The organism is Mycobacterium hubeiense (genome assembly GCF_002838065.1).
GTDB lineage: Bacteria > Actinomycetota > Actinomycetes > Mycobacteriales > Mycobacteriaceae > Mycobacterium > Mycobacterium hubeiense.
In genome coordinates this window covers 1-24,918 of sequence record NZ_PIZU01000005.1, presented here as the reverse complement: position 1 = coordinate 24,918, position 24,918 = coordinate 1, and the positions used below count along the sequence as shown (strand labels likewise).

The 24,918-nt window shown below is 65.4% G+C and carries 26 protein-coding genes; 13 read left to right on the top strand and 13 right to left on the bottom strand.

All coding sequences use genetic code 11. The annotated features are described in order from the left end of the window. Nucleotides 1-6: 6 nt before the first annotated feature. Together CWS39_RS05875 and CWS39_RS05870 are read right to left on the bottom strand one after the other, a co-directional pair. On the bottom strand, nucleotides 7-1,017 hold the full coding sequence (locus CWS39_RS05875) for a DUF7064 domain-containing protein (protein WP_102141970.1): 1,011 nt from the start codon (nucleotides 1,015-1,017) through the stop codon (nucleotides 7-9). 6 nt (nucleotides 1,018-1,023) lie between these two features. Further along, nucleotides 1,024-2,631, bottom strand: coding sequence for a PEP-utilizing enzyme (locus tag CWS39_RS05870; protein ID WP_102141969.1), 1,608 nt, complete (start codon nucleotides 2,629-2,631; stop codon nucleotides 1,024-1,026). Between the two features lie 169 nt (nucleotides 2,632-2,800). Here CWS39_RS05870 and CWS39_RS05865 point away from each other — a divergent pair, with 169 nt between their 5' ends. Further along, a complete protein-coding gene (locus tag CWS39_RS05865; protein ID WP_102141968.1) occupies nucleotides 2,801-3,721 on the top strand; it encodes a TIGR03619 family F420-dependent LLM class oxidoreductase in 921 nt (306 codons plus the stop codon). A 94-nt stretch (nucleotides 3,722-3,815) separates the two neighbouring features. Here the strand turns inward: CWS39_RS05865 and CWS39_RS05860 are convergent, their stop codons facing one another. Next, a complete protein-coding gene (locus CWS39_RS05860) occupies nucleotides 3,816-4,988 on the bottom strand; it encodes a cytochrome P450 (RefSeq protein WP_102141967.1) in 1,173 nt (390 codons plus the stop codon). Between the two features lie 153 nt (nucleotides 4,989-5,141). Here CWS39_RS05860 and CWS39_RS05855 point away from each other — a divergent pair, with 153 nt between their 5' ends. Beyond that, nucleotides 5,142-5,729: a TetR family transcriptional regulator gene (locus CWS39_RS05855; protein WP_102141966.1), complete on the top strand. Its 588-nt coding sequence runs from the start codon at nucleotides 5,142-5,144 to the stop codon at nucleotides 5,727-5,729. A 4-nt stretch (nucleotides 5,730-5,733) separates the two neighbouring features. Here CWS39_RS05855 and CWS39_RS05850 read toward each other — a convergent pair whose 3' ends face one another. Continuing rightward, nucleotides 5,734-6,783: a spirocyclase AveC family protein gene (locus CWS39_RS05850; RefSeq protein ID WP_158240322.1), complete on the bottom strand. Its 1,050-nt coding sequence runs from the start codon at nucleotides 6,781-6,783 to the stop codon at nucleotides 5,734-5,736. Nucleotides 6,784-7,048: 265 nt separating this feature from the next. On the opposite strand from CWS39_RS05850, the gene CWS39_RS05845 reads away from it, so the two are divergent. From CWS39_RS05845 to CWS39_RS05835, 3 genes are read left to right on the top strand one after another with little or no spacing between them, the layout of a single operon-like run. Beyond that, the gene (locus tag CWS39_RS05845; protein ID WP_102142143.1) at nucleotides 7,049-8,242 is read left to right on the top strand and encodes a cytochrome P450; all 1,194 of its coding nucleotides are present in this window, start codon (nucleotides 7,049-7,051) and stop codon (nucleotides 8,240-8,242) included. Beyond that, nucleotides 8,239-8,433, top strand: a complete 195-nt coding sequence (locus CWS39_RS05840) for a ferredoxin (protein ID WP_102141965.1) — start codon at nucleotides 8,239-8,241, stop codon at nucleotides 8,431-8,433. Before CWS39_RS05845 ends, CWS39_RS05840 begins: the two co-directional genes overlap by 4 nt. Further along, entirely contained in the window at nucleotides 8,430-9,296 is an 867-nt protein-coding gene (locus tag CWS39_RS05835; RefSeq protein ID WP_199177983.1) for a 3-carboxyethylcatechol 2,3-dioxygenase, read from the top strand. The genes CWS39_RS05840 and CWS39_RS05835 overlap by 4 nt, the downstream gene beginning before the upstream one ends. On the opposite strand, the gene CWS39_RS05830 is transcribed toward CWS39_RS05835, so the two are convergent. The 3 genes from CWS39_RS05830 to CWS39_RS05820 are packed head-to-tail and all read right to left on the bottom strand — an operon-like array spanning nucleotide 9,293 to nucleotide 11,535. Beyond that, complete coding sequence (locus CWS39_RS05830; protein ID WP_102141964.1) at nucleotides 9,293-10,633, bottom strand: TetR/AcrR family transcriptional regulator; 1,341 nt, start codon at nucleotides 10,631-10,633, stop codon at nucleotides 9,293-9,295. The genes CWS39_RS05835 and CWS39_RS05830 overlap by 4 nt on opposite strands. 12 nt (nucleotides 10,634-10,645) lie before the next feature. Next, entirely contained in the window at nucleotides 10,646-11,092 is a 447-nt protein-coding gene (locus CWS39_RS05825) for a MaoC/PaaZ C-terminal domain-containing protein (RefSeq protein WP_102142141.1), read from the bottom strand. A 5-nt stretch (nucleotides 11,093-11,097) separates the two neighbouring features. Then, nucleotides 11,098-11,535 (bottom strand): FAS1-like dehydratase domain-containing protein, encoded by a 438-nt coding sequence (locus tag CWS39_RS05820; RefSeq protein ID WP_199177982.1) that lies wholly within the window; start codon nucleotides 11,533-11,535, stop codon nucleotides 11,098-11,100. Between the two features lie 79 nt (nucleotides 11,536-11,614). On the opposite strand from CWS39_RS05820, the gene CWS39_RS05815 reads away from it, so the two are divergent. Continuing rightward, nucleotides 11,615-13,078 (top strand): aldehyde dehydrogenase, encoded by a 1,464-nt coding sequence (locus CWS39_RS05815; protein WP_102141963.1) that lies wholly within the window; start codon nucleotides 11,615-11,617, stop codon nucleotides 13,076-13,078. An 18-nt stretch (nucleotides 13,079-13,096) separates the two neighbouring features. Next, nucleotides 13,097-14,221 carry a Zn-dependent alcohol dehydrogenase gene (locus CWS39_RS05810; RefSeq protein WP_102141962.1) on the top strand — a complete coding sequence of 375 codons (1,125 nt, stop codon included), beginning with the start codon at nucleotides 13,097-13,099 and terminating at the stop codon, nucleotides 14,219-14,221. 83 nt (nucleotides 14,222-14,304) lie between these two features. Here the strand turns inward: CWS39_RS05810 and CWS39_RS05805 are convergent, their stop codons facing one another. Next, the gene (locus tag CWS39_RS05805; protein WP_102141961.1) at nucleotides 14,305-15,387 is read right to left on the bottom strand and encodes a Gfo/Idh/MocA family protein; all 1,083 of its coding nucleotides are present in this window, start codon (nucleotides 15,385-15,387) and stop codon (nucleotides 14,305-14,307) included. A gap of 142 nt (nucleotides 15,388-15,529) precedes the next feature. Here CWS39_RS05805 and CWS39_RS05800 point away from each other — a divergent pair, with 142 nt between their 5' ends. Genes CWS39_RS05800 through CWS39_RS05780 form a run of 5 tightly spaced genes read left to right on the top strand, consistent with a single transcriptional unit; the run spans nucleotide 15,530 to nucleotide 19,539 of the window. Continuing rightward, on the top strand, nucleotides 15,530-16,804 hold the full coding sequence (locus tag CWS39_RS05800; RefSeq protein ID WP_102141960.1) for a cytochrome P450: 1,275 nt from the start codon (nucleotides 15,530-15,532) through the stop codon (nucleotides 16,802-16,804). Further along, entirely contained in the window at nucleotides 16,801-17,601 is an 801-nt protein-coding gene (locus tag CWS39_RS05795; protein WP_102141959.1) for an enoyl-CoA hydratase/isomerase family protein, read from the top strand. Before CWS39_RS05800 ends, CWS39_RS05795 begins: the two co-directional genes overlap by 4 nt. Beyond that, nucleotides 17,598-18,032: a Zn-ribbon domain-containing OB-fold protein gene (locus CWS39_RS05790; protein ID WP_102142139.1), complete on the top strand. Its 435-nt coding sequence runs from the start codon at nucleotides 17,598-17,600 to the stop codon at nucleotides 18,030-18,032. The genes CWS39_RS05795 and CWS39_RS05790 overlap by 4 nt, the downstream gene beginning before the upstream one ends. Then, nucleotides 18,029-18,952, top strand: coding sequence for an SDR family NAD(P)-dependent oxidoreductase (locus tag CWS39_RS05785; protein ID WP_102141958.1), 924 nt, complete (start codon nucleotides 18,029-18,031; stop codon nucleotides 18,950-18,952). The genes CWS39_RS05790 and CWS39_RS05785 overlap by 4 nt, the downstream gene beginning before the upstream one ends. Nucleotides 18,953-18,957: 5 nt before the next feature. Further along, nucleotides 18,958-19,539: a nuclear transport factor 2 family protein gene (locus CWS39_RS05780; RefSeq protein ID WP_102142138.1), complete on the top strand. Its 582-nt coding sequence runs from the start codon at nucleotides 18,958-18,960 to the stop codon at nucleotides 19,537-19,539. A 173-nt stretch (nucleotides 19,540-19,712) separates the two neighbouring features. Here the strand turns inward: CWS39_RS05780 and CWS39_RS05775 are convergent, their stop codons facing one another. Beyond that, complete coding sequence (locus tag CWS39_RS05775) at nucleotides 19,713-20,774, bottom strand: TIGR03857 family LLM class F420-dependent oxidoreductase (RefSeq protein WP_233213374.1); 1,062 nt, start codon at nucleotides 20,772-20,774, stop codon at nucleotides 19,713-19,715. Between the two features lie 44 nt (nucleotides 20,775-20,818). Between CWS39_RS05775 and CWS39_RS05770 the strand changes: the two genes are divergently transcribed. Then, a complete protein-coding gene (locus CWS39_RS05770) occupies nucleotides 20,819-21,904 on the top strand; it encodes a phosphotransferase family protein (protein WP_102141957.1) in 1,086 nt (361 codons plus the stop codon). Nucleotides 21,905-21,909: 5 nt separating this feature from the next. On the opposite strand, the gene CWS39_RS05765 is transcribed toward CWS39_RS05770, so the two are convergent. From CWS39_RS05765 to CWS39_RS05750, 4 genes are all read right to left on the bottom strand, one after another. Next, nucleotides 21,910-22,743 carry an NAD(P)-dependent oxidoreductase gene (locus CWS39_RS05765; RefSeq protein WP_102141956.1) on the bottom strand — a complete coding sequence of 278 codons (834 nt, stop codon included), beginning with the start codon at nucleotides 22,741-22,743 and terminating at the stop codon, nucleotides 21,910-21,912. Beyond that, nucleotides 22,740-23,708: an alpha/beta hydrolase gene (locus CWS39_RS05760; protein ID WP_102141955.1), complete on the bottom strand. Its 969-nt coding sequence runs from the start codon at nucleotides 23,706-23,708 to the stop codon at nucleotides 22,740-22,742. Before CWS39_RS05760 ends, CWS39_RS05765 begins: the two co-directional genes overlap by 4 nt. A 14-nt stretch (nucleotides 23,709-23,722) precedes the next feature. Then, complete coding sequence (locus CWS39_RS05755; protein WP_102142136.1) at nucleotides 23,723-24,541, bottom strand: TIGR03621 family F420-dependent LLM class oxidoreductase; 819 nt, start codon at nucleotides 24,539-24,541, stop codon at nucleotides 23,723-23,725. A 60-nt stretch (nucleotides 24,542-24,601) separates the two neighbouring features. Further along, nucleotides 24,602-24,918: hypothetical protein (locus tag CWS39_RS05750; RefSeq protein WP_233213373.1), on the bottom strand; the 317-nt coding region annotated here is incomplete at its 5' end.

The window sequence follows — 24,918 nt, the reverse complement described above, 5'->3', positions numbered from 1 at the left end:
TACAGCTCAGCGGCCGGACAGGTTCGACCGCTCGATATAGACGTGGCCGGTCTCGTCGCCCCACGTCACCTCCGCCCAGCTGACGGTGTACGCGCGCGCGGGCTCGAGCACCCCGTAGGGCAGGCCGTCGGCCATCGACAGCCACAACGACGAGCACACTTTCCCTGTCAGCGGCGCGCCACCGTCAAACGCCACGGTGAAGCGCTCTCCGTCGCGCGACAACTCCGCGGGCGACGGAATCTCGTCCACCTGCACGTGCCGCAGCGCCCCGTCTTCCACGACATAGGAGCCCTCGAGGGTGACGCGGCCGTCGCGCGCCCAGTAGCGGCACAAGCCGAACGCGCGCCCGCTGGGCATCACTCCCCCGACGATGACGTGGCCACCCCAGTCGGTGAGGGTGTCTGCGCCGCGCGGGCCGCGGGAGTGGTCACGCCACCCGCCGCCGTCGAAACGGATCGGTTCGCCGTCGATGCGCATTTCCCCGGTCACGCGGGTGAGCTGCTCGTAATGCTCACGGGCCCAGCTCTGTTCGGCCATGCCGGCACCGGATGCAATGGCAGGTCCCGATTCGGCGTCCCACACCGGTGTCAAGCCCGCCACGTCCAAGTCAAGCCGGACGTGGGCCTTCGGGCCGTCGGTGACCAGGCCGCTGCGCATCGCCTCGTAGGAAGACTTCACACAAAATCCGTCGAATGTGATGCGCCATTTGGTGAACGGGCGCTCGCAGCGGAACGCGAGGTTCGAGCCGGCGGGCTGGTGCTCCGGCGCCGTGCGGTGATAGGCCCACATACTGAGCACACCCTGATCTTCGGGAAGCGCGATGAGGACCCGGTCCTCCCACATCTCCCACATGTCGGCCACCGTCCCGAGATGCAGCCACATCCCGACGTCGTTGACCGGGTCATACGGTGTGAACAAGAGGTTCTCGGTCCACCCCGGCACATCGGGGCAGGTCCGAACGGTTTCCTCCCGCGACGCCGGCAGTCCCGACGACAGATCGATTTGCGTGGATGTCATACCCTCTCAACTTCCTGCCCGTTGGAGCACAGCGATCTCTCCGGTAATCCCGTCCACCCGGACCACGTCGCCGGTGTGCAGGACACTAGTGCCGTTGCCCGTGCCCACCACACAGGCGATGCCCAGTTCGCGGGCGACGATCGCGCCGTGGCTGGCGGGGCTGCCGATGTCGGTCACCAGCGCGCCGGCCAGCGACACCAGCGCGGTCCACCCCGGATCGACCATCTTGCAGACCAGCACCTCGCCATCATCGATCGTGTCGTCTGATTCGGCATCGAGCACCACGCGCACCGTGCCCTCGAATACCCCTGTGCCCGCAGGCATTCCGCGTACGGTGCTGTCCTGACGGGCGGGGTCCCCGCCGGCATCGATCGGCAATGGCATCCCGGTGAACACGGTGGGCAACTGCATGCGCCGGTACTCGTCGCGCCGAGCGCGACGATAGTCGACCAGTTCGCGCACATTCGGCGGCAGCGGTGCCAGTAGCTCGTCTACGGTCAGATAGAACGTGTCGTCGCGCCGATCGAGGATTCCTGCGTGCGTCAGGTCACGGCCCAGCGCCGCGGCGGCGGCGCGGCAGCCGTCGATGGCGGTCAGGAAGCCGGCCTTCCCCAGCTCGACCGCTCTGACATGTTCCCCCGTGAAGGACAACAACTTCCGCAGCATCAGCCGCCGCAGCGGCGAGAGCGTGGCAAGCAACTCGGCCTCGGCGCGCTGCCGCGCGGCGACCGCGCGCTGCACGCGCACCCTCGGGCGCTCCTCTTCGGCGCGTCCGGCGTGTGCGGCCGCGGCACGCTTGATCGCGTCGTGGTCTTCGCGCCACGAATGGCCGATCACGTTGCCCTCGTTGGGGCCGTGGAATCCGTGTCGGGACAGAAATTCGTCCATGCTCAGCCGGCCCTGGCCGAGCGACCACACGTCGTCGGCGAGTTCGGTCTCGATGACGCCGCCGTAGCCGGCGAGCAAGACGGGCACCAGGTCGGCGCGGCCCATCTTGGCCACGATCGACTCCACCTGGGAGCGCAGCGCGTTCAGAATCATCCGGCTGCGTACATGGACGCGCATCACCGCGCTGAACCGTTGCGCGGAGTCGGCGAGCAACGCCTTGGCGTCGGTGTGGTCACCGGCCAGCACAGTGGCACGCCACCAGGACATCTGCCTGGTGTAGGCGTCGCGGGCGGCCGATCGGCTGCGTAGGAGCACCAGCGGGGTCTTGACGGCGACAACCGGCAACCGTTTCGGATTGCTCTTCGTTGGTGTGGCGTCGGGGCGGACCGAACCCAGCAGGTCCCGTTCGAAGTCGTCGCCGGTCATCCCCGGCAGCAGACCGGCGAGTTCTCGGGCGCGATCCACGTTCATGGCCTGCCTGCCGAAAAAACACGCCGTGCTCCACTGGTTCGGATCGTCAGGGACCACCAGCGCCGACGCCGGCAGCACGCCGAAGTCGTAGATCCCTGCTCGCGACGCGAACTCGACGCCCTTTCCCCACAGCGACCAGCACAGCGGCGACAGGATGTCGGGGGTCGCCTCGCCGACGTTGGTCAGCGTCCAGAGCCGATCCGGTGCGGTTTCTCCGCGGATCGGGTCGGTCAGTTCAGCGCTGGTGCCGTTCATCTGCCTCCTGGCCCCTGCGACAGGCGACTGTCACGTCAGACTGCTCTCACCGTACGTCATCGTTGTTGACGATTGACAGTGGGCTGCCATATTGTTTGCGGGTCACGACTTCGGTGCCGTCGGCCCGACCCGACACGGCACACCGGGTCGCCGAACCGAAAGGCGCACAATGCGATTCAGCGTTTATCTGCCCAACACCATGCACGTCGCGGCGATCACTCAACCATGGGAGCACGCCCTCACAGGCGCCGACATCGCTCGTGTCGCTCGCACCGCCGAGCAGCTGGGGTTCTCGCAGGTCTTCCTGCCGGAGCACTTCCTGACGCCCACCGGGCACGTCGAGCTTTCGGGTGACCACTACTTCGACGCCACCACCGCCCAGGCCTTCATCGCCGGTGCCACCTCGACGATTCAGGTCGGATCGATGGTGACGATTCTGCCGCTGCACAATCCCGTGATCGCCGCCAAGGCCATCTCGACGTTGGACTGGTTTTCCGGCGGCCGGGCGCAGGTCACCGTGGGGGTGGGCTGGCTCAAAGACGAGTACGACATGATCGGCGTCCCGTTCAACAAGCGCGGCCGGATCACCGACGAGTGTCTGGAGGCGATGTTCGAGCTGTGGCACAGCGACTCGCCGAGTTTCGAAGGTGAATTCGTCAAATTCAAGGACGTGGCGTTCGGACCGAAGCCGATTCGCAAGCCGCACCCGGTGATCTGGATGGGCGGAGACGCCGACGCGGTGCTGCGTCGCGCGGCCCGATTCGGTGATGGCTGGGCGCCCTGGCTCACCAAGCCGGAGGAACTGCCGGCCAAGATGGACTATCTGCGGTCCCAGCCGGGCTTCGACGACCGGCCGTTCTCGCTGTTCTATAGCCTCGCCGTGCTGGCCGTCGGCCAGGAGCATGCAGTCGTCGACGATCCGAACGCGCAGTTCGGCCAGAGCGCCCAGCAGGTGATCGACAACTGCAACATGCTGGCCGAGCTCGGCGTCACCGACACCTGGGTCAACCCGCCGCCCCTCGACGACTTCAACGCCTACCTCGAACATATGCACTGGGTCGCCGAAGAGGTCATTCCCAAGGTCGGATGAGCCACTTGCGCGAGCAGGTCGTGACTCGACTGTGCCGTTTCGTACGCTAAGAGCGGCGTGTCGCGTATGAAACCACACTCTCGGCAGACGTTTACTACTTGAACACCAGCGGGACCGATTTGAGCCCCATCGTTCCGGTGGGCCACGGCATCTGCGGGTCCTTGCCGTCGGCCACGCTGTATTCGGGGATGCGGGTGTGCCACTCCTCGAGAATGATCCGCAGCTCCAGCCGCGCGAGATGCGAGCCCAGACACCTGTGCGGGCCACGCCCGAACGCGAAATGCACTGCCTTGCTGTCCAAATGGACGTTGTCCGCGTCGTCGTAGCGCCGTGGGTCGCGATCGGCGCTGCCATAGCTGAGCATGACCGTCGTATCCTTCGGCACCACCCTGCCCGCGACTTCGACTTCCTCTGTGGTGACGCGCGGGGCGAAGGGAACGGGTCCGTCGACGCGCAGCAGTTCCTCGATGAAGGCGGGAATCAGGCTGTAGTCGTTGCTGATCCGGCGCCGCAGCTGCGGATCCCCGGCCAGCTTTGCCAACGAGAATCCCACCGCGGAGGTGACAGTGTCCAAGCCGGCGAGCACGAACATGAAGCACAGGCCCAGGATCTCGTTGTCGTCCATGCCGCCCTCTTCGCTGTTCTGCATCAGCTGGGTCAGCATGTCGTTGCCTGTGGTGTTGGCCCGCCGCTCGGCAATGTGTTCGGTCAGATAGGTGAACAGTTCCATCGCGTGGGCGAGCACCTCTGGCGTCGCCTCAGCGCTGCTGGGGTCGGTGAACTGCAGGATCGAGTCCTTCCACTGCACCAGCCGGTCGCGATCGGCCATCGGCAGCCCGAACAGTGTGAGAAACACCTGCGAGGGGAACGGGGTAGCGAGGTCGGCGACGACGTCGCAGTGCCCCTTGGCCTGGATCGCGTCGATCAGCTCGCCAGCCTGCCTGCGTAGTTCCGGCTCGCGCTCGGCCATCTTCTTCGGGCTGAAGAACGGGTCCAGCATGCGCCGGAACCGCGTGTGCTCGGGCGGATCGATGGCGATGGGAATGAGCGGAACCGGGCTGCCGAGGCGGTCGAAGGCTCGCGCGGAGGAGAAGATCTCCGGCTTCTTCGCTGCGAACTCGACCGCCGCGGCACTGGTCAGGATGATCTCCTCGCCGGAGGTCACTGCCTCACCCGCTTCGCGCAGCTCCCTCCAGGCGCGGGAACGATCCGTCGCAAACGGCAGATCGTTGATGTTGGCGGTCCCGTTCAAGGCTGTGTCGGTCATGTGCGGGTCCCTTTCCAGGCGCGGACGATTGCGCGCTCAAACTATGACAGTAGACTGTCACAACTGACGAGTATCGTCCGCGCGGCAACGGGTGTCAACGACGAAGTGGTTGAATTGCCAACAGCGTGCCGAGATGGCCGAGGAGGATGACCGATGGCGAGGGGCGATCGTTCGCCGCGCAGCGAACATGCGGACAAGGTACGCACGGCGCTACTCGAAGCTGCCCTGAACCTGTTCAGCGCCAACGGGTATGAGCAGACGACAACTGACGAGATCGCCGACGCAGCCGGCGTGTCGCCGCGGACCTTCTTCCGCTATTTCCCGACCAAGGAATCGGTGCTGTTCTCCGGCGAGTACGGCTTCATCCACGCGTTCAGTGGAGTCTTCCTCGCCCAGGACGATTCGTTGTCGGATTACGAGGCGATGGCGAATTCTTTCGCATTATTGGCGCCTGGCCTGAAGCGCATCCGCAAGAGGATCGCGCAGTATCACGAAGCGGTGGCGTCGTCGTATGTGCTGCAGGGCCGCGAGCGCGAGAACCATCAGGCCAACGCCGACACCGTTGCGCGGGTGATCGCAGCGCGGCGCCGCCTGGCCTCGCCGGACGACGAGTGCCATCTGCTTGCGGCAATCGGCATGCTGCTGGTCGAGCGCGCGATGAAACGGTGGCTGGCCTCGAACCGTGCGCTGGACGATCTGATTCGACAGGAGTTCGCCGCCCTGCCGTCGGTGTTGAAGTAGCGGACTACGGATCGTCGAACAGCGTTCCGTCGGGGCAGGGCCGCGGGGTGTCCGGCCCGCAATACTGCGTGCGCAGGTAAGTCGGGTAGGTGTCGGTCGGCCCGGCATAGAAACCGGCGAGGTTGACCGGAAGGTCGTACACCCCGATCGCGACGACGTGGTAGAAACCCGCGACCGCCAGCACACGCAGCAGCGACTTCGTCTTAACCCCCGCCCATTTCAGCGTCTCGACGCCCGCCTCCACCCGGATCTGGCCCTTGCGGTTGCGGAAGAACATCAACGCCCCACTGGACGTGAGCACCAGCGACCACAGAATGGGGCCGTACAGCGGAATTTGTACCGTCTGCCCGGCCCACAGCGTCACGCTGGGAATCGATGCCGGATAGCCGACCAGGCCGTGGTGCACGGCGAAGATCTCCAGGGGGAACTCGATGACATAGACGGCAAGCCAGCCGCAGCAGAATGTGCGCACCGGCCCCAACGTCGGCCACCGTCGCCGCGCCCGATCCATCGCCCAGAAGGCGAGCTTGCCCATCGCCAACGGCATCCAGATGTAAATCATTCCGATCATCAGCACGGGCTCGGCCATCAGCCGGCTACCCGGGCTCAGCGACCCGGGCACGTTCTCCATCCAGTTGCTGAAGTTGACCAGCCCTGCGTTGTAGAACAGCACGGGTTGGAACCAGTTGATCAGCGGGTCGTGCCACCACGCGATCGCTGACGCGATAACGACAGCGGCCTCGACGCAGAGCTGGCGCTCGCGCAGGCTCTTGCGCACCACATACACGATCGCGACCAGAGCCAGTATCGGGCAGGCGATCTGGAAGACGGTCATCGCCAACTGGGTGCCGCCCGGGATCGGGTCGGGGCCCGGATCCGCCGGCGTCGCGTTGCCCGAGACGATCCACGAGATGTAGACGTAGGTGGCGAACGCCACACAGAGCGCACCGAGACTCGACCAAAAGAGAACCGGCCGAAGGGTTTTGATCTGCTCAGGCGGTCCGGGATGAGGTTCCGAACCCGCGACGTGGACGGAGCTCTTGAGGTCGGTCACTGTGAGGCCTCCTTTGGCGTTCTCACGACGATCCAAAGATGACAGCTCACTGTCATAGTGTCAATACCGGCTATGTCTGACGGATGCGTCTACCTATGGGGATCGCGCTATCAGTGCTATATACACAGGTAAAATGGCTTTTCTAAGCTTTGAAGGCTGGGACTTCCGAGAAATCGTTGTCTATTTCTGACGGTCCTGGCACACTTTGAAGGTATCCGCCGTCACAGTGCGCGCGCCCGCGCATCGACCAGGAATCGAGGACGGGTTGACCACCGACGCAATTCCGAAGGTTTGCACCGACGACCTCCCGATGCCGGAGGCCCGCGACGACGCCTGGCACCAAATGGACAAGCACGCCCTCGTCGAGGTCGAGGGCGGCTACGCGGTCACGCGTCGCGATTTGGTGGAGCTCGTCCTCAAGAACCCGTCGGTGTTCTCGTCCAAGCGCGCGTTCGACGTGCTCGCCAGTCCAGTCCCGTTGGTGCCCATAGCATTCGACCCGCCCGAGCAGACGCGCTACCGCCGCATCTTGCAACCATTCTTCAGTCCTCGCGTGATCAAGCCCCTCGAACCCGATCTGCGCAAGCAGGTTGTCGACATCATCGAGCCGATCGCGCAGCGCGGGGAATGCGACTTCATCGCCGAGGTCGCCGCCGTGTTCCCGATCCAGGTGTTTCTCACGTTGTTCGGGCTGCCTTTGGACATGCGCGATCAGTTCATCGAGTGGAAGAACGCCGTTCTGAACCTCAGCGCCGCGGCAGGCCAAACATCGGTCGACGAAGCGGCCCAGGCAGGCATGCAGAAGGCGCTCGAACTGTTCACGTACCTCTCCGAACTCATCAAGACGCGTCGCGGCACACCCGGAGACGACGTGCTCAGTCAGGTACTGAGTATCGAACCGCCCGATGCCCTTTCCGATGAAGAAGCCATCGGTCTGTGCTTTTTGTTCGTGCTCGCCGGACTGGACACGGTGATGGATGCCCTAGGATTCGGGATGCAGCGGCTGGCCGAGAACCCCGAGCGGCGAAGAGAACTCGTGGACGACCCGTCGCTCATTCCGGCCGCGATGGAGGAGTTGCTGCGGCTGGATCCGCCGGCGCCGTTCGTTCCCAGGGTGAGCACCGAGGAGGTGACGATCAACGGGCACACGCTGTCGGAGGGCACTCGGATCACCACGTATCTGGCCGTGGCCAACCGTGATGAAGAGGTGTTCCCCAATCCGTACGAGATCGATTTTCACCGCCCCGAGAATCGGCACATCAGCTTCGGCATGGGTGTGCATCGTTGCCTCGGCTCACACCTGGCACGGATGGAAATGCAGGTGCTCTACGAGGAATGGCACAAGCGAATTCCGAACTACCACATCACGCCTGGCACGACGCCGCGGGTGCACTGGCCGCGTGGAACCCTCGGCCTGGACTCGCTGCATCTGACGATCGAGGGCGGGGGTCGCGCGTGAAGGTCACTATCGACGCCGCAAAGTGCATGGGCCACGGCATGTGTTACTCGTTGGCGCCCAACGTCTTCACTGATGACGACCACGGGTATGGCCAAGTTGTCGCGGACGGTGAGGTGTCGCCGCTGGACGTCGAGGCGGCGCGCAACGGCGCGGCCAACTGCCCCGAAGCCGCGATATCCGTGACGGAATGACTTCGCGCCGCTTGGTGGTCTGCGCGAGTCACAGCCCCGGCAAGGAGCGCGACGTCGAGGAGGTGTTCGGGCTCGAGTTCCGCTCGGCCTTGGCGCGGGCGGCCGATGAGGTGCGCGTTTTCGACCCCGACGTGGTGATCGTCTTCGGCGGTGACCACCGACGCGCATTCACCACCGTGGTGCCGACATTCGGTGTGGCACTGTCGGCTTCGATCATCGCCGAAGGCCGCCATCCCGCGGGCGCCTTGGCGGTTCCGTCGACGTTGGCTCGCGCACTGTGCGAGCACTTGCTCACCGAAGAGTTTGATATCGCGGTGTGCCGTGACGTCGAACTGGATCACGCTTTCGCACAGCCGATTCGGGACCTGGTGGGCGACTTGGATGCTAAGCCTGTCATTCCGATCGCGGTGAACTGCGCGACCGCCCCCCTGCCAACCGGCCGGCGTGTCGCTGGCTTCGGTGCGGCGGTCGCGCGATTCCTCGACTCGGTCGATCAGCGGGTGCTGCTGATCGGCACCGGCGGACTGTCGCATTCGCCACCGAGCCTGGAAGTCGACAGCTACCAACTCAGCGACGACGAGCGCGCGCGCATCATCGCCGCAGGAATGGCGGACGCACGCAACAAGATACGGCCGGACTGGGATGCCGAGGTGTTACAGGCAATGTCGACCTGGGATGCCGCGGCGCTGATCCGACTCGTGGACTGCGCCCACACGCGCGCAGGCGCCGGCGCCAACGAGGTCAGGACCTGGGTCGCCGCGGGTGCCGCCGGCGGCGGCAGGCCGGTCTTCCCCGTTGCCTACGAGCCTGTTCCGGAATGGATCACCGGGATGGCCGTCGCCGTGTCCGCCCCAGCACGTTAGCTTGCGTGACCGAAGAACCCGCGTTTGATGCAGCTGATCAATAGCTCGACTATGCCGTCTGCGTCCAGCGGCTCGGGCAGATCCAACGCGGCCTGGGGCACCCGGGTGACGAGCGCGCGCAGGATCAGAGCCGAAACCAGCGGGTCGAACGGATATGGACCGGGGCGGCGGATCAGCATTTTGGCCGCGCCGAGGTCCATCATCACCTGGCCGTGTTCACCGATGCCGACGATCGTGGGGTCGTCGGTGGTGCCCTCCGCCCATGCCTCGATGCAGCCGGAGTACCGGTCGTAGAACTCGACGTAGGTAGCCAGCCAGTGCCGCAGAGTCGACTCCTGCGCGAGGGGGTCGACCTGCGAAATGCGTTCTGCGAACGCGATTCCGGCGCCGTATATCTCCGCGGCGACGGCTGCCAGCAGGTCCTGCTTGTCGCTGAAGTACTTGTAGAACGTGCCGCGCGCTACGTCGGCGGCCGCCACGATGTCGTCCACGCTGGTGCTGCGATACCCACGGGCGCGGAACTGGGCCGCACCGGCTTCAGCTAGCGCCCTGACCGTGGCGTCAGCGCGCTTGCTCAGCCCTGCGGTGCGTTCGCTGATGGAAAGTCCCTCGACACTCGGTTCATCGGGCACCTCGACGGCGTCCACGTCGGCAGCCGGATTGCTGCTGCCGTGTAGCCGTAGCGACGTCAACACCGCAGGTGGCGTAGCAGGGAACAACATGAGTTGGAGAAAGACCGACAAGGTGTCGACCGCATCCTTCGCGGTCCGGCCATAGGCGCGACCGGTGTGCACGTGCAAGTTGATGCGGTGCACGAGCGCGGTCATCGTCATGGCCGCCACTTCAGGGTCGAGGCCGTGCAGTCCCGACGCCGCGAGCCGCTCGGCGAGGCGGTGGTTGTAGCTGCGCACGAACCGCGTTATCTCCGGGCGCACCTTGGTATCCGACGAGGCGATGGCCGTCCACTGCACGAACATCGTGGAGTACTTCTCGAAGACCCAGCTCCACTCGCCGAGCCACCAGTTCAGGTTGTCGAACCCCACTTCGTCGGGCCCGAGCGGCCCGATGCGGCGAGCCACCCGGAACAGCGCGCTCCCGCATTCGTTGAGCAACTCGAGAAAGATCTCGTCCTTGCCCTTGAAGTACTGGTACAGGGTGGCACGCGAAACGCCTGCGCCCTTGGCGATCGCATCGACGGACGTGTCAAAGTATCCGAGCCGACCGAACAACTCCAGCGAAACCTCGGTGATCTTGCTCCGCGTGCTGGCACCGCGTTCACCGACGGTGGGGCTCGACGGGCCGTAACTGGCCCGACGGACGATCGAGGCTTCGGACATGATCGTCTAAGCCTATGGCCCAGCCGGGCTGGGTGTGTCGCGCAGTGGCGCGTTTCGCGGAATGACGAATTCCGCGGTCCCGGTGATCGCCACGCCGCCCGTCTGCCGGGTGGCGGTCAACTCGACCATCAGCCGGTCGGCGTTTGACTCCTCCGACACGGCGGTGACGGTTCCCGAGCAGGTCAGCACGTCGCCGGGCCAGACCTGCTCGCGGAACCTGACCCCGAACCGGCGAACGTTGCGCGCGCCTAGCCAGTCGGTCGCGAAACCTGCGAGCAGGGCTGCCGAGAACATCCCCTGGGCGAAAACCGACGGAAATCCGGCGGCCCGCGCGAACTCGTCGTCGTAGTGCATCGGGTTCAGGTCCCCGGACGCCCCGGCGTAACGGACGAACATCTGGCGGGTCAGCGGCCCGAACTCGCGCGGGGCCGCCTGCGCGCCCACGCGCAGAGCGGTCATGGCCGTCACTTTTTGGCCGCTGTCTCGATGAACGTCGCCTTCGCCTCGGCGACCAATGTCCCTGTGGTGTCGCGGTATTCGGTCACCACTCTGGCGAAGCGCATGGTGCCGCCACGCTTACCGGGCTTGGTGAACCGCTCGACGATGCGCTCCGCAGCGGTGAGCACGTCGCCCGCCGCGGGCAGTGCGCCGTAGAACGTGTACTCCTGCTCACCATGCAACAAACGCTTGCGGTCGAAGCCCACGTTCACCCGGACACCAGGCGGTGCCCACCGAGCCGCACTGGTGAGAAACGTCGGAGGGATGATCGCGTCGGGGCCCCGGTAGGCGGGGTTGTCACTCAGCATGGCTTCGGCGAACTCGGCGATCTTGCCGCGTTCGACCACCACCTCCCACGGCTCTCCGACGCCAAGGTCGGCGTCGCCTTCCGACGATGGAGTCATAGTGACCAATAGTGTCAGAAAAATGTCAGGAGCGAAACTCTCCGGGCGCCTATTGCACAAATGAGCCGCTTGTCCAAAGATGACATTAATGCCAGAATCGATGCCCATGGTCGAGGTGGCGGCAAGCTATGTCGCAGGCAAATGGATCACGGAGGCGCCCGCCGAGACGATCGACGTGACGTCGCCGACCACTGGCGAAGTCCTCGGCTCGGTGGGCGTCGCCGGCCCTGCCGAAGTCGACGCCGCCGTCGCGGCCGCCCGCGACGCGCTGCCCGGGTGGGGCCAGACCTCCCCTGCAGAGCGCGGAGCCGCGCTCGGCCGGCTGGCCGACGCCCTGGCTGCGCGCAAAGGTGAGCTCGCCGACCTGACGACCGCGGAGATCGGGTCACCGCGGTCGTGGAGCACCTTCGGTCAGGTGATCACCGCGGTCGGCGTGCTGAAGGCATACGCCGCCATCACCGGTGACTATCCCTTCTGCACCACCCGCCCCTCGATGACGGGCGGCACCGTACTCGTACGCCAGGTGCCCGTCGGCGTGGTCGGCGCGATCGTGCCATGGAACACACCACTGTTCATCGCCGCGTTGAAGCTGGGTCCGGCGCTGGCCGCCGGGTGCACGGTGGTGCTCAAACCGGCGCCCGACGCCCCGCTGGAGTTCGCCGTGCTGACCGAAGCGATCGAGGAGGCGGGAATCCCGGATGGCGTGGTCAACGTCGTCAACGGCGGCGCCGCGACCGGCGAGCTGCTCACCGGACATGCCGGAATCGACAAAGTCAGCTTCACCGGATCGACAGCCGTCGGCGCGCGCATCGCCGCGAAGTGCGGCTCGCTCATCCGGCGCTGCAGCCTCGAACTTGGCGGCAAGTCCGCGGCGATCGTGCTGCCCGACGCGGAGCTCGACAACACCGTGCCCGGACTCGTCAGCGGTGTGATGGGCAACAACGGCCAGCTGTGCGCGGCGTTGACGCGAATCCTGCTGCCGCGCAGCCGCTACGACGAATACGTGGTGGCTCTGACCCAAGCGGTCGCCAAGTTGAGCGTCGGCAACCCTGCCGACCGGTCGACCGACATCGGCCCACTGATCAACGAGGCCGCACGCGACAGAGTCGAAGAGTTTGTGTCGCGTGCACGAGAAGAAGGCGCCACGGTCCTCGTGGGCGGTGAGCGGCCGGACGGGCCAGGATGGTTGGTCGCCCCGGCACTCGTCGCGGCGACCAATGACATGGAGATCGCCCGCGAGGAGGTCTTCGGACCCGTCGCTGTCGTCATCGCCTATGACGACACCGGAGAGGATGACGCTGCCGACGCGGTCGCCATCGCCAACGACTCCCGATACGGGCTCGTTGGTGCGGTGTGGTCGTCCGACTCGGAGCGGGCAGCGGCGGTGGCGGCGCGGCTGCAGGTCGGGTCGGTGGCGGTCAACTCGACCGCGGTGCTCGACTTCGCCAGCCCGTTCGGCGGGTTCAAGCAGTCCGGCATCGGCCGCGAGGGCGGGCCCGAGGGCATCGCCGGCTTCGTTGAACATCAAGTCATCATTCGATAAGGCTCCGAAGGGATTTCCATGCAAACCCAAGCCGCAGTGCTATTCGAACGCAACACGCCATGGTCCATCGAGACCATCGAGCTCGACGAGCCCAAGGCGACGGAGGTGTTGGTCGAACTTCACGCCTCGGGCATGTGCCACTCCGACGACCACCTCGTCACCGGCGACATGCCGATCGCGCTGCCCTGCATCGGAGGGCACGAGGGCGCCGGCGTGGTCAAGGCCGTCGGCGACCACGTGTCGTGGCTGGCCCCGGGTGACCACGTCGTGTTCAGCTTCATACCCTCCTGCGGGCGGTGTCCGTCGTGTTCGACCGGCCACCAGAGCCTGTGCGACCTGGGCGCAAAAATCTACTCCGGCATGCAAATTCACGACGGAACCGCCCGCCACCATATCGGCGACAAGGATCTCGCGTTGGCCTGCGGCGTCGGTTCGTTCGCGCACCACACCGTGGTGCACGAGGCAAGCTGCGTCAAAATCCCGGAGCACTACCGTCTTGACCTCGCGTGCCTGCTCGGATGCGGCTTCATCACCGGGTGGGGTTCGGCCGTCTATGCCGCCGACGTGCGGCCAGGCGACACCGTCGCGATCGCTGGTGTCGGAGGCATCGGCGCCGCAGCGGTTCAGGGTGCGCGTCTGGCCGGTGCCCGCACCATCACCGTCATCGACCCGTCGCCGTACAAACGCGACGAAGCGCGCAAGATGGGCGCCACCCACACCGCAGCGGACTGGAACGAGGCCAAAAGCGTTGTGGCCGAAGCCACCTGGGACCGCGGTGTGGACAAGTTCATCTGCGCGATGGGCGTCGGCGATGGTCAACTTGTGGGTCAGGCACTGGCTATGACCGCCAAGCGCGGCAAGCTGATCGTCACCAACATCCACCCGATGCTGGAGCGCGAGATCCGGGCCAACCTGATGGACCTGACGCTGACCGAGAAGCAAATCATCGGGACGCTCTACGGCTCAGGCAACCCACGCGCCGACATTCCGAAAATTCTTGAGCTGTACAGCGCGGGTCAAGTGGATCTCGACTCGATGGTCACCCGCACGTACCCATTGGAGAAGGTCAACGACGGCTACGCCGACATGCACGCGGGGGCCAACATTCGCGGCGTGCTGATCTATCCAGCCGCCGAGGCGTAACGCTCGGCCTCAGGCCACCGAACGTGAAGCTATTGCGAAATTCCCCACGGTTTTTCGCAACAGGTTCACGTTCGACGCGCTTCTCATGCTTGCACCGGTTCCCAGCCGCCGCCTTCGGCGGATCGACGCGCAGCGTCGATCACCGCCAGCGACAGCAGGCCGTCGTCGAAGGTGGCCACCTGGCTCGGCGCGCCGTCGAATGCGGGCAGCCAGTCCTCCAGCATCAGCGCCATCGCCCGGCTGGCATGACCCGCCAGCCCACCAGGGAGCCGCTCGGGATGTGCAGGCTCGCGGTTGTCGACTGGCAACGGACGCAGGCCGTCGTCGGTGGCCCCACCGAGTTGATAAGCCGCCGAACGCAAGTCGCCATCACCGATGATGGTGCCGTCGGCGCCGAAAAGCTCCAGGCGGTAGTGGTCGGCGTGCGCACCCATCACCGACACGCTCAACACGGCGGTTACCCCGGACTCCATCCGCATCAGCACCGCCGCGGTGTCGTCGGCGGTGACCTGCAGCGTCCCACCGTCGGGCAGCTCGCGCACCGGATCGCTGGTGCGCACCTCCGCGCACACCGACACGGGGCGACCGAGCAGGCTGCACACGAAGTCGAGATCGTGCACCAGCATGCCTGCCAGGTATCCGCCGCCCTGCTCGCGGTCGTACATCCAGTGGGCCTGCAGAGGATGGCTCGGGTGCCAGTACGACGCGCTGCGACTCACGCGGACGAAGTACGGCGTGCCCAGGAAACCGGAGCGCACTCGATCCGCGACGGCCAACCAGTCTGGGTTCCAACGGTTCTCGAAGCAGCAGGCGGTTGGCACGTCGGCGGCGGCGGCGGCGCGCACCATGTCGCGGGCCTCGTCCAGGTCGCCGGCGAGCGGCTTTTCGCAGAGCACGGGTTTGCCCGCGGCCAGGGCAGCCGTCGTCATCTCGTGGTGCAACGAGGTGGGCGTGGCGACCGAGATGACGTCGAGGTCATCCCGTGTGACGAACGACTGCCAATCGGTGGACGTCTCGTCAATGCCCAGCTTGGTGGCCACCCGTTGCAACCGTTCGGGTGTGCGCGCACACAGCGCGACAGGCTCGAAGCCCTTCGCCGCTCGAAAACCCGGCACTTGCACGTGGGCGCCCCAGCCCACGCCGATGATGCCTACCCGTAATGACATGGCCCTCCTCGGTTCCCTACTGTCAGTGACACTAATGTTAGATATATGACGAGATCGATGCGGCAAGTTTCCCCGCATTAATCCATACTGTCCTGTTATGCGACGTTGCCTAAAAGTGACATAAGTGCCAGAATCGGATGTCGTGAGCGCGATCGATCTCGACGAGCAGCAGTTCGCCCCGCTGATCGACCTGCAGTGGTGGCAGGAGCATCCGGGCGACCGAACGGAGCTCTACCGACGCCTGCGCGACGCGGGTCGCCCGGTGTTCGTCCGCACCAGCCGACTCGGCTCTCCGCGGGTGCGAGGATTCTGGGCGGTAGGCGCACACCGCGACGTGGTGAGCATCAGCCGTCGGCCCGACGAGTTCAGCTCCGGGCAAGGCACCCAGATCTTCGATCAAACCGCGGAGATGCGCGCCTATCGCGGCTCCATCATCGACATGGACGATCCCGAGCACATGCGGTTGCGCAAGATCGTGTCGCGCGGCTTCACCCCCCGCATGCTGACTGAGCTTCGCGGCCTGGTCACCGAGACAACCGCCGAGATCCTCGAGGAGATGCCCGCTTCCGGCACCTGCGACTTCGTCTCGGCGTTCGCCACCCTGCTGCCGCTGCGCATCATCGACAACATGTTGGGAGTGCCGCGCGAGCACGAACAATTCATCCTTCGCGCAACCAACGTCGTCTTGGGCGCATCGGATCCCGAGTACGTCCCTGACCAGACCGTCGCGGGGATCGAGAAGGCGGTCAGCCAGACCAGCGAGCAACTCATCGATCTGCTCAAGAGCATCGCCGAGGACCGCATTGCCCATCCGCGCGACGACGTCATCAGCAAGCTGGTCACCTCCGACGAGGAGAACCTGACGCCGCAGGAACTGGCGAAGTTCTTCATCCTGCTGATCGGCGCGGGCAACGAGACGACCCGCAACGCACTCAGCCACGGGCTGCTCATTCTCAGCGCACACCCCGAGCAGCGCGACCGGCTGATGGCGAACTACGACGAATTGGCGCCCACCGCGGTCGAGGAGATTCTGCGCTACGCGAGCCCGGTGATTCACATGCGCCGCACCGTGACTCGCGACGGCGTCACGCTGACGAACGAGCAGGACGACGTCATCCATACATTCAACGAGGGCGACAAGGTCGTGATGTGGTATCCCGCCGCAAATCGCGACCCCGCGGTTTTCGAGAATCCCGAGACCTTTGACATCGAGCGAAAACCCAACAACCATCTGGCATTCGGCGGTCCTGGACCGCACTTCTGCCTGGGTGCCCACCTGGCCCGCCTCGAACTGAACGTGGCGTTTCAGATGCTGTATTCGCGATACCCCGACATCACCGCGGCCAGCGAACCCGTCATGCTGAGGTCGAACTTCGTCAACGGCATCAAACACCTCGAGGCGGCGTACACGCCATGAGTGAGGCAGCGGTACTGTCCGACGTCGCGGACGGAGTCATGACGATCACCCTGAACCGGCCCGACGCCGCCAACGCGGTCCGGCCAGAGGACCGCAACACGCTCATCGCGCTGCTGGAAGCCGCCGACACCGAGGAGAAGGTGCGGGTGGTTGTCTTACGCGCCAACGGCAAGCACTTCTGCTCGGGCGCTGACGTGGGCGCACTGGCCGACCGACGAGCGCTTGGCGAGAAGCGGGTGCTGGAGCCGACTCGGCGCATCATGAACGGCGCACAGAAGTTGGTCGCGGCCGTGCTGGACTGCAACAAGCCGGTGATCGCCGCGGTGCACGGCGCGGCGACGGGGCTTGGAGCACACCTCGTGTATGCGTCCGACCTGGTGATCGCCACCCAAAATGCCTACTTCGCAGAGTCTTTCGTCAAGCGCGGACTGGTGGTCGACGGCGGGGGCTGCTACCTGCTGCCCCGGCGCATCGGAATGCAGAAGGCCAAGGAGTTGGCGTTCTTCGGGGAAAAGCTCTCGGCCACTGAGGCGTTGACGCTGGGGCTGGTGAACCGGGTGGTGGACGCCGACGAGTTCGACGCCACGGTGGCCGACTTCGCCATGCGGCTCGCGGAGGCGGCGACCTCCGCGATCGCATTCACCAAGCGGTTGCTCAACGACTCCCCCGACACCGACCGGTCCGGCGCATTCGTCGCCGAGGCGATGGCCCAGGAGATCCAGTCCTACGCGCAGGACTCCAAGGAGGGCGTGCAAGCGTTCATGGAGAAGCGTCCGACCAAGTTCACCGGGTGGTGACGGCGGTGGCACGCGCAGACATTCCCACCATCGATTCCGCCAGTGAACCGTACTGGGAGGCCGCCAGGCAGGGGCGGCTGCTGATCGCTGAATGCACGGCTTGCGGCAAGGTCCATCACTACCCACGGCCGTTCTGTCCGTACTGCTGGAGCGAGGACGTGCACCCGGTTCAGGCCAAGGGAACTGGGACGCTCTACACGTACTCAACGGTGTACGTGAATGACCTGGCTCCGTTCAAAGACCGGTTGCCCTACGTCGCGGCGATCGTCGAACTCGACGAGGGTCCGCGACTGATGACAACCATCGAGGGCGCGGACCCCGGTGGTCTTCGGGTCGGAATGCCGGTTGCCGCGGCCTTCCGCCCAGTCGACGAGAACGACCCCGAGTGCCCCTACTTGACGGTGTTCACACCTAGCGAGGAGAACCGATGACCAGACTGCTCGACGGCAAAGTCGCGCTGGTGACCGGCGCTGGCCACGGCATCGGCCGCGGGCACGCACTCGAACTGGCCAAGCACGGCGCCACCGTGATCGTCAACGACCTGGGCACCAGCCTGTCCGGCGAGGGCACCGGCAAGGTCGCCGACGAGGTGGTGGCGATCATCGAAAGCCGCGGCGGAAAGGCGGTTTCGGACTTCAGCGACGTGGGCGACGAGGAGCAGGTGGACCTCGCCGTCGAACGCGCCTACTCACAGCTGGGCCGCTTGGACATCGTCGTCAACAACGCAGGCATCGTGCGCGACAAGGCAATCTGGAACATGACCGTCGACGACTTCGACCTGGTGATGCGGGTGCACGTCCGCGGTAGCTGGCTCACCAGCCGCGCCGTCGCGCGCAAATGGCGAACGGAAGCAAAGGAATCCGGCGCAAAGGTCTACGGCCGCATCATTAACACCACCTCCGGAGCTGGATTGCACGGCCACTTCGGGCAGACGAACTACAGCGCCGCCAAGGCCGCGATCGTCGGACTGACCCAGACCCTGAGCCTGGAGCTCGCGTCGATCGGTGCGACGGTGAATGTCATCAGCCCGGGCGGACGTACCCGCATGTCCGCGTCGATGCCAGGGGCCGAGGCGCCCATCGAGCCCGACGAGCGCGCCGAGGACGAGTTCGACCCCAAGGACCCGTCGCTGGGCTCACCGGTGGTGGCCTGGCTGGCCAGCCCAGAGGCCGGACACATCAGCGGGCAGGTAATCCGGGCCATGGGCGAACACCTCCAGCTGCTCAAGGGATGGCATCCGGTGGCGTCGGTCTCGAACGGACAGAAGCGTTGGGATGCAGACAAACTCGGCGGGATCATGGCCACCGACATATTCGGCACCCGCAACGCGGGCCTACGACTGGGAGGGTGACCACCATGGCAGACGTCGAAGAAGTCGAGCGGGAGTTCCGGCGCTACTTCATGACTGGTCCCGTGCTCGAGGACTGGCAGGCATGGGCGTACTTGTTCACCGACGACGCGACCTACTTCGACCACTTCTACGGAACCTTCACCGGCCCTGACGAAATCACCAGGTTCCTCGAGGGCACGATGGGGGCCGCGCCTCAGGTCTACAGCCCGCTCATTTGGTACGTCGTCGACGGGACGCGCGTCGCCTACAAGGTCTTCAACCGCGCCGACAACCCGGAGCCCGGCGGAGCTCCCATCGACTTCCCGTCCTACCAATTCATCGAGTACGCCGGCGGCGGAAAGTGGCGGTCCGAGGAGGATGTCTGGTTGTTGCCCGAGATGAAGAGGTTCGCGCAACGCTACAGCGCGGCCGCGAAGAAGTACCCGCAGACGTTGGAACAGAAACTGCGGCGCGAGGATTGGGGGCCGTGGGTCGACTGGGCCCGCCCCCAGCCGGGTCACCGGGCCAAGCCGTCATGGTTGGGCAAGGACGGCTTCACACCATTCGAAAGCATTGCCGACATCGACTTCGGCGTCCGGTCGCATTGACGGTCAAATTCTCGGTGCGACGCTTTGAGTGTGCATTAACCACTTCGAGTGTGCGTTCACAGCGTCGAGTGTGCCCTCACCATCCATTTTCACGAAACACTCCGCAGCACAAGCACACTCGATACACCCAGCTCATACTCGACGCGAAATCTCGACGCGCTGCCGATCAATATTTAGCCATCTTGATCAATTCGGCAGTGAGCCGACACCAGCGGTCCCAGCCGATCGGGTGTGGTGCCGTGCAACACCAGCTCGTCAGCTCCCGCCTCGCGGTAGCGTCCGAACATCGAACCGCAGGCGCACACCGTTCCGACCGCCGCCGCCTCGCCGGTCCAGGCCGCCGGCAATACCGACGCCACCTCGACGAGTTCTTCGCGGCTGAGCACGGAGTCCGCCGCGCCCCTGATGCCGGCCAGCAACGGATGAGATCGCAACCGCGTCAACGGTTCCGGATCCCAGCCGTTGACCGCCGCCAACCGTTCTCCGAAGCCGGGAATCTGGTAATAGGTCACTGCCCGCGCCCCGACCACGGCGAGCTCCTCGTCGGCATCAAGCTCGCAAGCCGTAACGACGGTGGCGTACACCCGCACGCTGCCCCTCGGTCGGCCCACCGCGCGTTCTGCCTCGCGCACGTGCTCGACTGACCGCCGCACGGCGGCCGGGGTGAGGAACGGATGCAACAGCACCCCGTCGAAGTGGCGACCCGCAAGCTCCAGCCCCTTGGGGCCGATCGCCGCGAAGACCAGCGGCGGCACCGGTTGATCGGGAATGTCGTTGAGCCGAAGCGACGGGTAGGTGCCCGCGGGGCCGTCGTAGCGGACCCTCTCCCCACGACACAGGCGCCGGAAGATGTCGGCGTGGTCGACGATCAAGGCGTTGGTGGACCGCGGTAGCCCCACGGCTCTCCACATGGCGTCGACCGAGCGTCCGACGCCGAGAATGAACCGCCCGCCCGAGAGTGCCTGAGCCGTCATCGCCAACGACGCAAGCAGCGCAGGATGGCGCGACTGCAAATGCGTGATGCCTGAGGCGATTCGGACGCTCGAGGTGACTTGGCTGATCGCGCCCGCCAGAACGCCGAGGTCCTTGGTGCCCCACCGCTCGCTCAGCCACACCGTGCGCAGACCGAGCCGCTCGGCGGCTTGAGCCTGGCCGATGGCGGCGCCGGGGTCGGTGACGCGGCCGGGGAGCACGTAGGCGCCGAGCGCGACACTCACAGTCTGGCCACCATCCACACCGCATATTCTGACAGTAGTGTTCAACTCATGGAAGGAGACTGATGGCGTATTCATCGGCGCGCGGCGACGTCGGCGAGCGGGTGGACGAGGTGCTGCGTGCCTGGCTGCCTCCCCGGCTGGCACCCTCAGGCGCGAACGCCTTCGACATCTCCGAGTTCAGCGCGCCCGCGGCAGGCTATTCGGGAAAGACCGTGTTCTTCGCCGCCACGTGGACCGACGAATCCGGCGCGCACCACGCCGAGGAGCTGGTATTGCGCACGCAGGCCGACGACCACCAGTTGTTCACCGGGCCCGACGCGCCACGGCAGGCCGAGGTGATGCAAAGGCTTGGCGCCCAGGGTATTCCAGTACCGGAAATCGTCGGCATCGAACGCGACGCGGCGATCTTGGGATCGCCGTTCTATGTGATGCGCCGGGTGCGGGGGCGCACACCGTCGGACGTCCCGAGTTGGCACAAGCGGGGCTGGACGGTCGAGCTGACCGCATCACAACGGGAACTGCTGTGCGACAACGGTTTACGTGCGCTGGTGGCTCTACACCGGGTGCGCGACGCCGACACGTTGCGGTTCCTCCGCGGCGGGGGCGACGCCGATGGCACGGCGCTGCAGCGCTACCTCGACAAACTCAGCGGCTGGTACGACTGGTGCCGTGACGACCTGGCGGTCGGTGCTGACACGCTCGCGCATGCGCTGCGGACAATACGTGACCGCGCGCCCGACACCGACGCCGAGACGGTCGTGTGGGGCGACGCGCGAGTCGGCAACATGTGTTTCGGCGACGACCTGTCGGTGGTGGCGCTCTTCGACTGGGAGACCGCGACCACCGGGCCACCGGACATCGACCTCGGTTGGTGGCTGATGTTCGAGCGCTTTCTGTGCGAGGCCTTGGGGTTCACCCGGCTAGCGGGCATCCCGGACGACGACGAATTCGTCAGGCGCTACCTCGAGTTCGGCGGGACGTTGACGGGCGACATCGTCTACTACCAGTTGGTGGCCGCGTTCGTGCTGTCGCTGATCAACAACCGGCTCGCCCGGCTACTGGTGCGCGACGGATTGGACGCCCCGACCGCGATGAGCTATCCACAGACGTCGGTCGCATTGGTGGAGCGCTACCTCGACGAGCTCTGACGAAGTCAGTTCTCCCCTGCCGCGGGGTCGTCGTAGAGCGCCAACGGCCCGTCGCGCACGGCGGTTTCCAGCAGGCCGAGGTCGACGCCCGACTCGGCGGCGGCCTCGCGGCAGGCCGCAATATCCTTGCGTAAGAAGGGTCCGGCGAGTTCGGTGAACCGGTCCATCCCGCCGATGCGGTGAGCGTGCGCCGCTGCATTGCTGTTGGCACTGCACACTTGCAAGGTAGACAACAGCACGTCCGGGTCGATGCCCAGCTGGGCGCCCAATTGCGCTGCCGAGGCCAACAATTGGGCGTTTGCCGCAAACAACAGGTTGTTGATCAGCTTGAGCGCCAACGCACTGCCGAGCTCGCCAGTCGCCACCACGGGATCGGCGTACGCGGCCAGGATGGGCGTCACGGCCGCGACGGCGTCAGCAGGCCCGCCGAGCAGCACCGTCAGCTTGCCCGCAGCGATGTCGTCGGCGGTACCGCTGACGGGCGCGTCGAGGATGACCGGCGGTGCGGCGGAACTGTCCCGCAGCGCTTCGAGTGTGGAGAGGTTGCCGGTGGTATGCGAGACGAAAACCGCGCCGGGCTTCGCATTGGCGATGAAACCCTCTGGCCCGAGCCCTGTCTCGCGCAGCTGTGCATCGGAGAACAGGCATGAGATGAGGACGTCGCTGCCGCGTGCAAGGTCGGCCACAGAGGCCGCCATCGCGGCGCCCTTGATTTCCAATCGACGACGAACCTCATCGCGCCTGGCATAAACCAGTACGTCGTGCCCGGCGCCGAGCAACCGCTCGACCATCGGTTCGCCGAGCTGTCCGGCGCCGAGGAACCCAACGGTGTTCGTCATTGCACACTCCCTACCGGAAGGACCGTCGGCACCCACGTCGCAATGCGATCCCACAGCTGTGCGCGATGGCTGGCAAAATTATGACAGTGCCCCGAATTCGGGACGATGAACAGGGTCACGTCCGCTGAGGCGGTGTAGCTCGCGGGCTCTGCATATGGGTTCGGCGACACGTCGGCCGCTGCTCCGAACGCGAGGAAGACGGGAACATCGACGCGGGGCGCATACCTTTCCACGAACCCGGGCGTGGTGACCTCTGCCGCCGCGCGCAACGGAACACGGCTCTGCACAGCGGTGTCCGCGTCGACGACGTCTTGCGGAACCTCACCGGCGTAGAACAAGTCGGCCAGATAACCACGGGGAGCGAACGTATGGACGTCGGTGGGCTGGGCCCCCGTCAGCTGACAGGACACTTCGATCGTCTGCTGAATTCGCGCCTCCAAATCCTCAGCGTCGGCGGCTTCGTCGTACACATTGGTGATTTGGACACCGTAGCCCAACAGCGCTACGGCGTCGTATGGGTGCGCCGTGGCCTGCACCATCGTCGTCAGACAGGCGCCCATCGAGTGTCCGACGCCCACGAACGGCAGCGTCGTCGGAAGGTCGCGGTGTAAGTCCCCACATTGCAGTCGTTCTCGGACCTGGCGCGCTACCTCGGCGTCGCCTCTCGCGAGTAACTCCAGGCCCAGCGGGCCGGAGGCAACCGGGTCTGTACTCTCGCCGATCCCCAGGTGGTCGACGGCGATCACGACGAACCCCGCGTCAGCCAGATGCTCGCCGAAGCTGTACCCAGGATAACCGTCGATGTCGATGTGCCAGTAGTGCTTGTCGTACGTGCCGCCCGCGAGGCACAGCAACACCGCACGCGCGTCGGCGGGCCGCTCGGGCAGAAACATCCACGCCTCCTGGGTGAGTTGCTCGCCGCTCCCCGCGGCGGCAGAGACGTCGAATGTCAGCGACTCGGGCATTGTTGCTCCACCTCTCAGCGCAGTTCCGCGATCACCGTGCTAAATGCTTCTGCATGCAGCTGAGGAACGCTGAAGTATGTGATGCCGTACTCCTCGCTGTAGTGGCGCAACGTATCCGCCATATCTTGAGGCGAGCCGGCCAGCGTTGTTGGCGATGCGAGTATTTCTTCTTGGGATAGCGCCTGGCCGAAGCCCGATGTGCGCAAAACCTTCGGAACGCCGCTGCTGTCGTGCGGCATCGCGGTGAACATCAGATTCAGCTCCAGACCCGTAAACCGGTCGACAGCTTTGTCGTTGATGAAAGCCACCAGGTCAGCTAGTGGGTCGGCTGCCGTGCTGTTCGTTCTGCTGCCGCTGATGCCGACGATGTCGGCCCGCGTGGCGGCAAGTGTCAGCGCTCGGTCGCCCGAACCGGCGATCATGATCGGCACCGTCGGCACATGCTCACGCAGATAGGTGGTCATATGGGTGAGGTGGTCCACACGGCTTCGTGGGCTTGGAAATTCAAGTTCGGCGGCTTCAAACTCTTCACGCACATAGCCAGCACCCAAACCCACTTCGAGCCGATGGTCGGTCAGGAGATCAACGGCGGCGATGTCACGGGCCAGCAACGCCGGCTTGTAGAAACCCGCGTTGAGCACAAAAGGGCTCAGTCGCATCGTCGTGACTTCTGCGGCGGCGAGCAAGGCGGGAAAGGGCGCAGGGGTGACGAGATGGTCGGGCAGTTGCAAGACGTCGTATCCGAGATCTTCTATACGTCGGACAGCATCGCGCCACTGCCCTCGGGATTTCAGTGTTGACAACGCCGCACCGAACCGAAAGCTCTTCGCCAAAATGGTCAAACCTCTCGTGTCATAGGCATCGCTGCTGCTATCAGCCCGACGTATAGCGCGTCAGTTCTTCTTTAAGACTCGGCAGAACTCCATCTTGTTGCCGTCCAGGTCGTAGAACCACAAAAACTCTGCGTTCCGGCCCGCGCGAACTCCATCGCCATCGGCCGGGAAACCTTCCACGACCTCGTCGTCCCTGAAAAGCGCGCCGCGGCACTCCAGTACGTGGCGAAGTTCGGCAAGAGGCCGGCGGGTCATGAAGACGAGGGTCGGCGGGTGTGATTCGTGGTCACAGCCGACCTCGGCACCCGTTTCGCTCAGGAACACTTTCATGCCGGCGAGTGAAGCATCCCGGGTTTGGTGCACACCTCGTTTTGTGT

Bases quoted from the DNA above. Each gene is read 5' to 3' on its own strand.
- CWS39_RS05865 (WP_102141968.1), top strand. From the start codon at position 2,801: ATGCGATTCAGCGTTTATCTGCCCAACACCATGCACGTCGCGGCGATC.
- CWS39_RS05875 (WP_102141970.1), bottom strand. From the start codon at position 1,017: ATGACATCCACGCAAATCGATCTGTCGTCGGGACTGCCGGCGTCGCGG.
- CWS39_RS05780 (WP_102142138.1), top strand. From the start codon at position 18,958: ATGGCAGACGTCGAAGAAGTCGAGCGGGAGTTCCGGCGCTACTTCATG.
- CWS39_RS05855 (WP_102141966.1), top strand. From the start codon at position 5,142: ATGGCGAGGGGCGATCGTTCGCCGCGCAGCGAACATGCGGACAAGGTA.
- CWS39_RS05810 (WP_102141962.1), top strand. From the start codon at position 13,097: ATGCAAACCCAAGCCGCAGTGCTATTCGAACGCAACACGCCATGGTCC.
- CWS39_RS05795 (WP_102141959.1), top strand. From the start codon at position 16,801: ATGAGTGAGGCAGCGGTACTGTCCGACGTCGCGGACGGAGTCATGACG.
- CWS39_RS05825 (WP_102142141.1), bottom strand. From the start codon at position 11,092: ATGACCGCTCTGCGCGTGGGCGCGCAGGCGGCCCCGCGCGAGTTCGGG.
- CWS39_RS05785 (WP_102141958.1), top strand. From the start codon at position 18,029: ATGACCAGACTGCTCGACGGCAAAGTCGCGCTGGTGACCGGCGCTGGC.
- CWS39_RS05770 (WP_102141957.1), top strand. From the start codon at position 20,819: ATGGCGTATTCATCGGCGCGCGGCGACGTCGGCGAGCGGGTGGACGAG.
- CWS39_RS05760 (WP_102141955.1), bottom strand. From the start codon at position 23,708: ATGCCCGAGTCGCTGACATTCGACGTCTCTGCCGCCGCGGGGAGCGGC.
- CWS39_RS05820 (WP_199177982.1), bottom strand. From the start codon at position 11,535: ATGACTCCATCGTCGGAAGGCGACGCCGACCTTGGCGTCGGAGAGCCG.
- CWS39_RS05830 (WP_102141964.1), bottom strand. From the start codon at position 10,633: ATGTCCGAAGCCTCGATCGTCCGTCGGGCCAGTTACGGCCCGTCGAGC.
- CWS39_RS05835 (WP_199177983.1), top strand. From the start codon at position 8,430: ATGACTTCGCGCCGCTTGGTGGTCTGCGCGAGTCACAGCCCCGGCAAG.
- CWS39_RS05870 (WP_102141969.1), bottom strand. From the start codon at position 2,631: ATGAACGGCACCAGCGCTGAACTGACCGACCCGATCCGCGGAGAAACC.
- CWS39_RS05765 (WP_102141956.1), bottom strand. From the start codon at position 22,743: ATGACGAACACCGTTGGGTTCCTCGGCGCCGGACAGCTCGGCGAACCG.
- CWS39_RS05815 (WP_102141963.1), top strand. From the start codon at position 11,615: ATGACATTAATGCCAGAATCGATGCCCATGGTCGAGGTGGCGGCAAGC.
- CWS39_RS05805 (WP_102141961.1), bottom strand. From the start codon at position 15,387: ATGTCATTACGGGTAGGCATCATCGGCGTGGGCTGGGGCGCCCACGTG.
- CWS39_RS05860 (WP_102141967.1), bottom strand. From the start codon at position 4,988: ATGACCGACACAGCCTTGAACGGGACCGCCAACATCAACGATCTGCCG.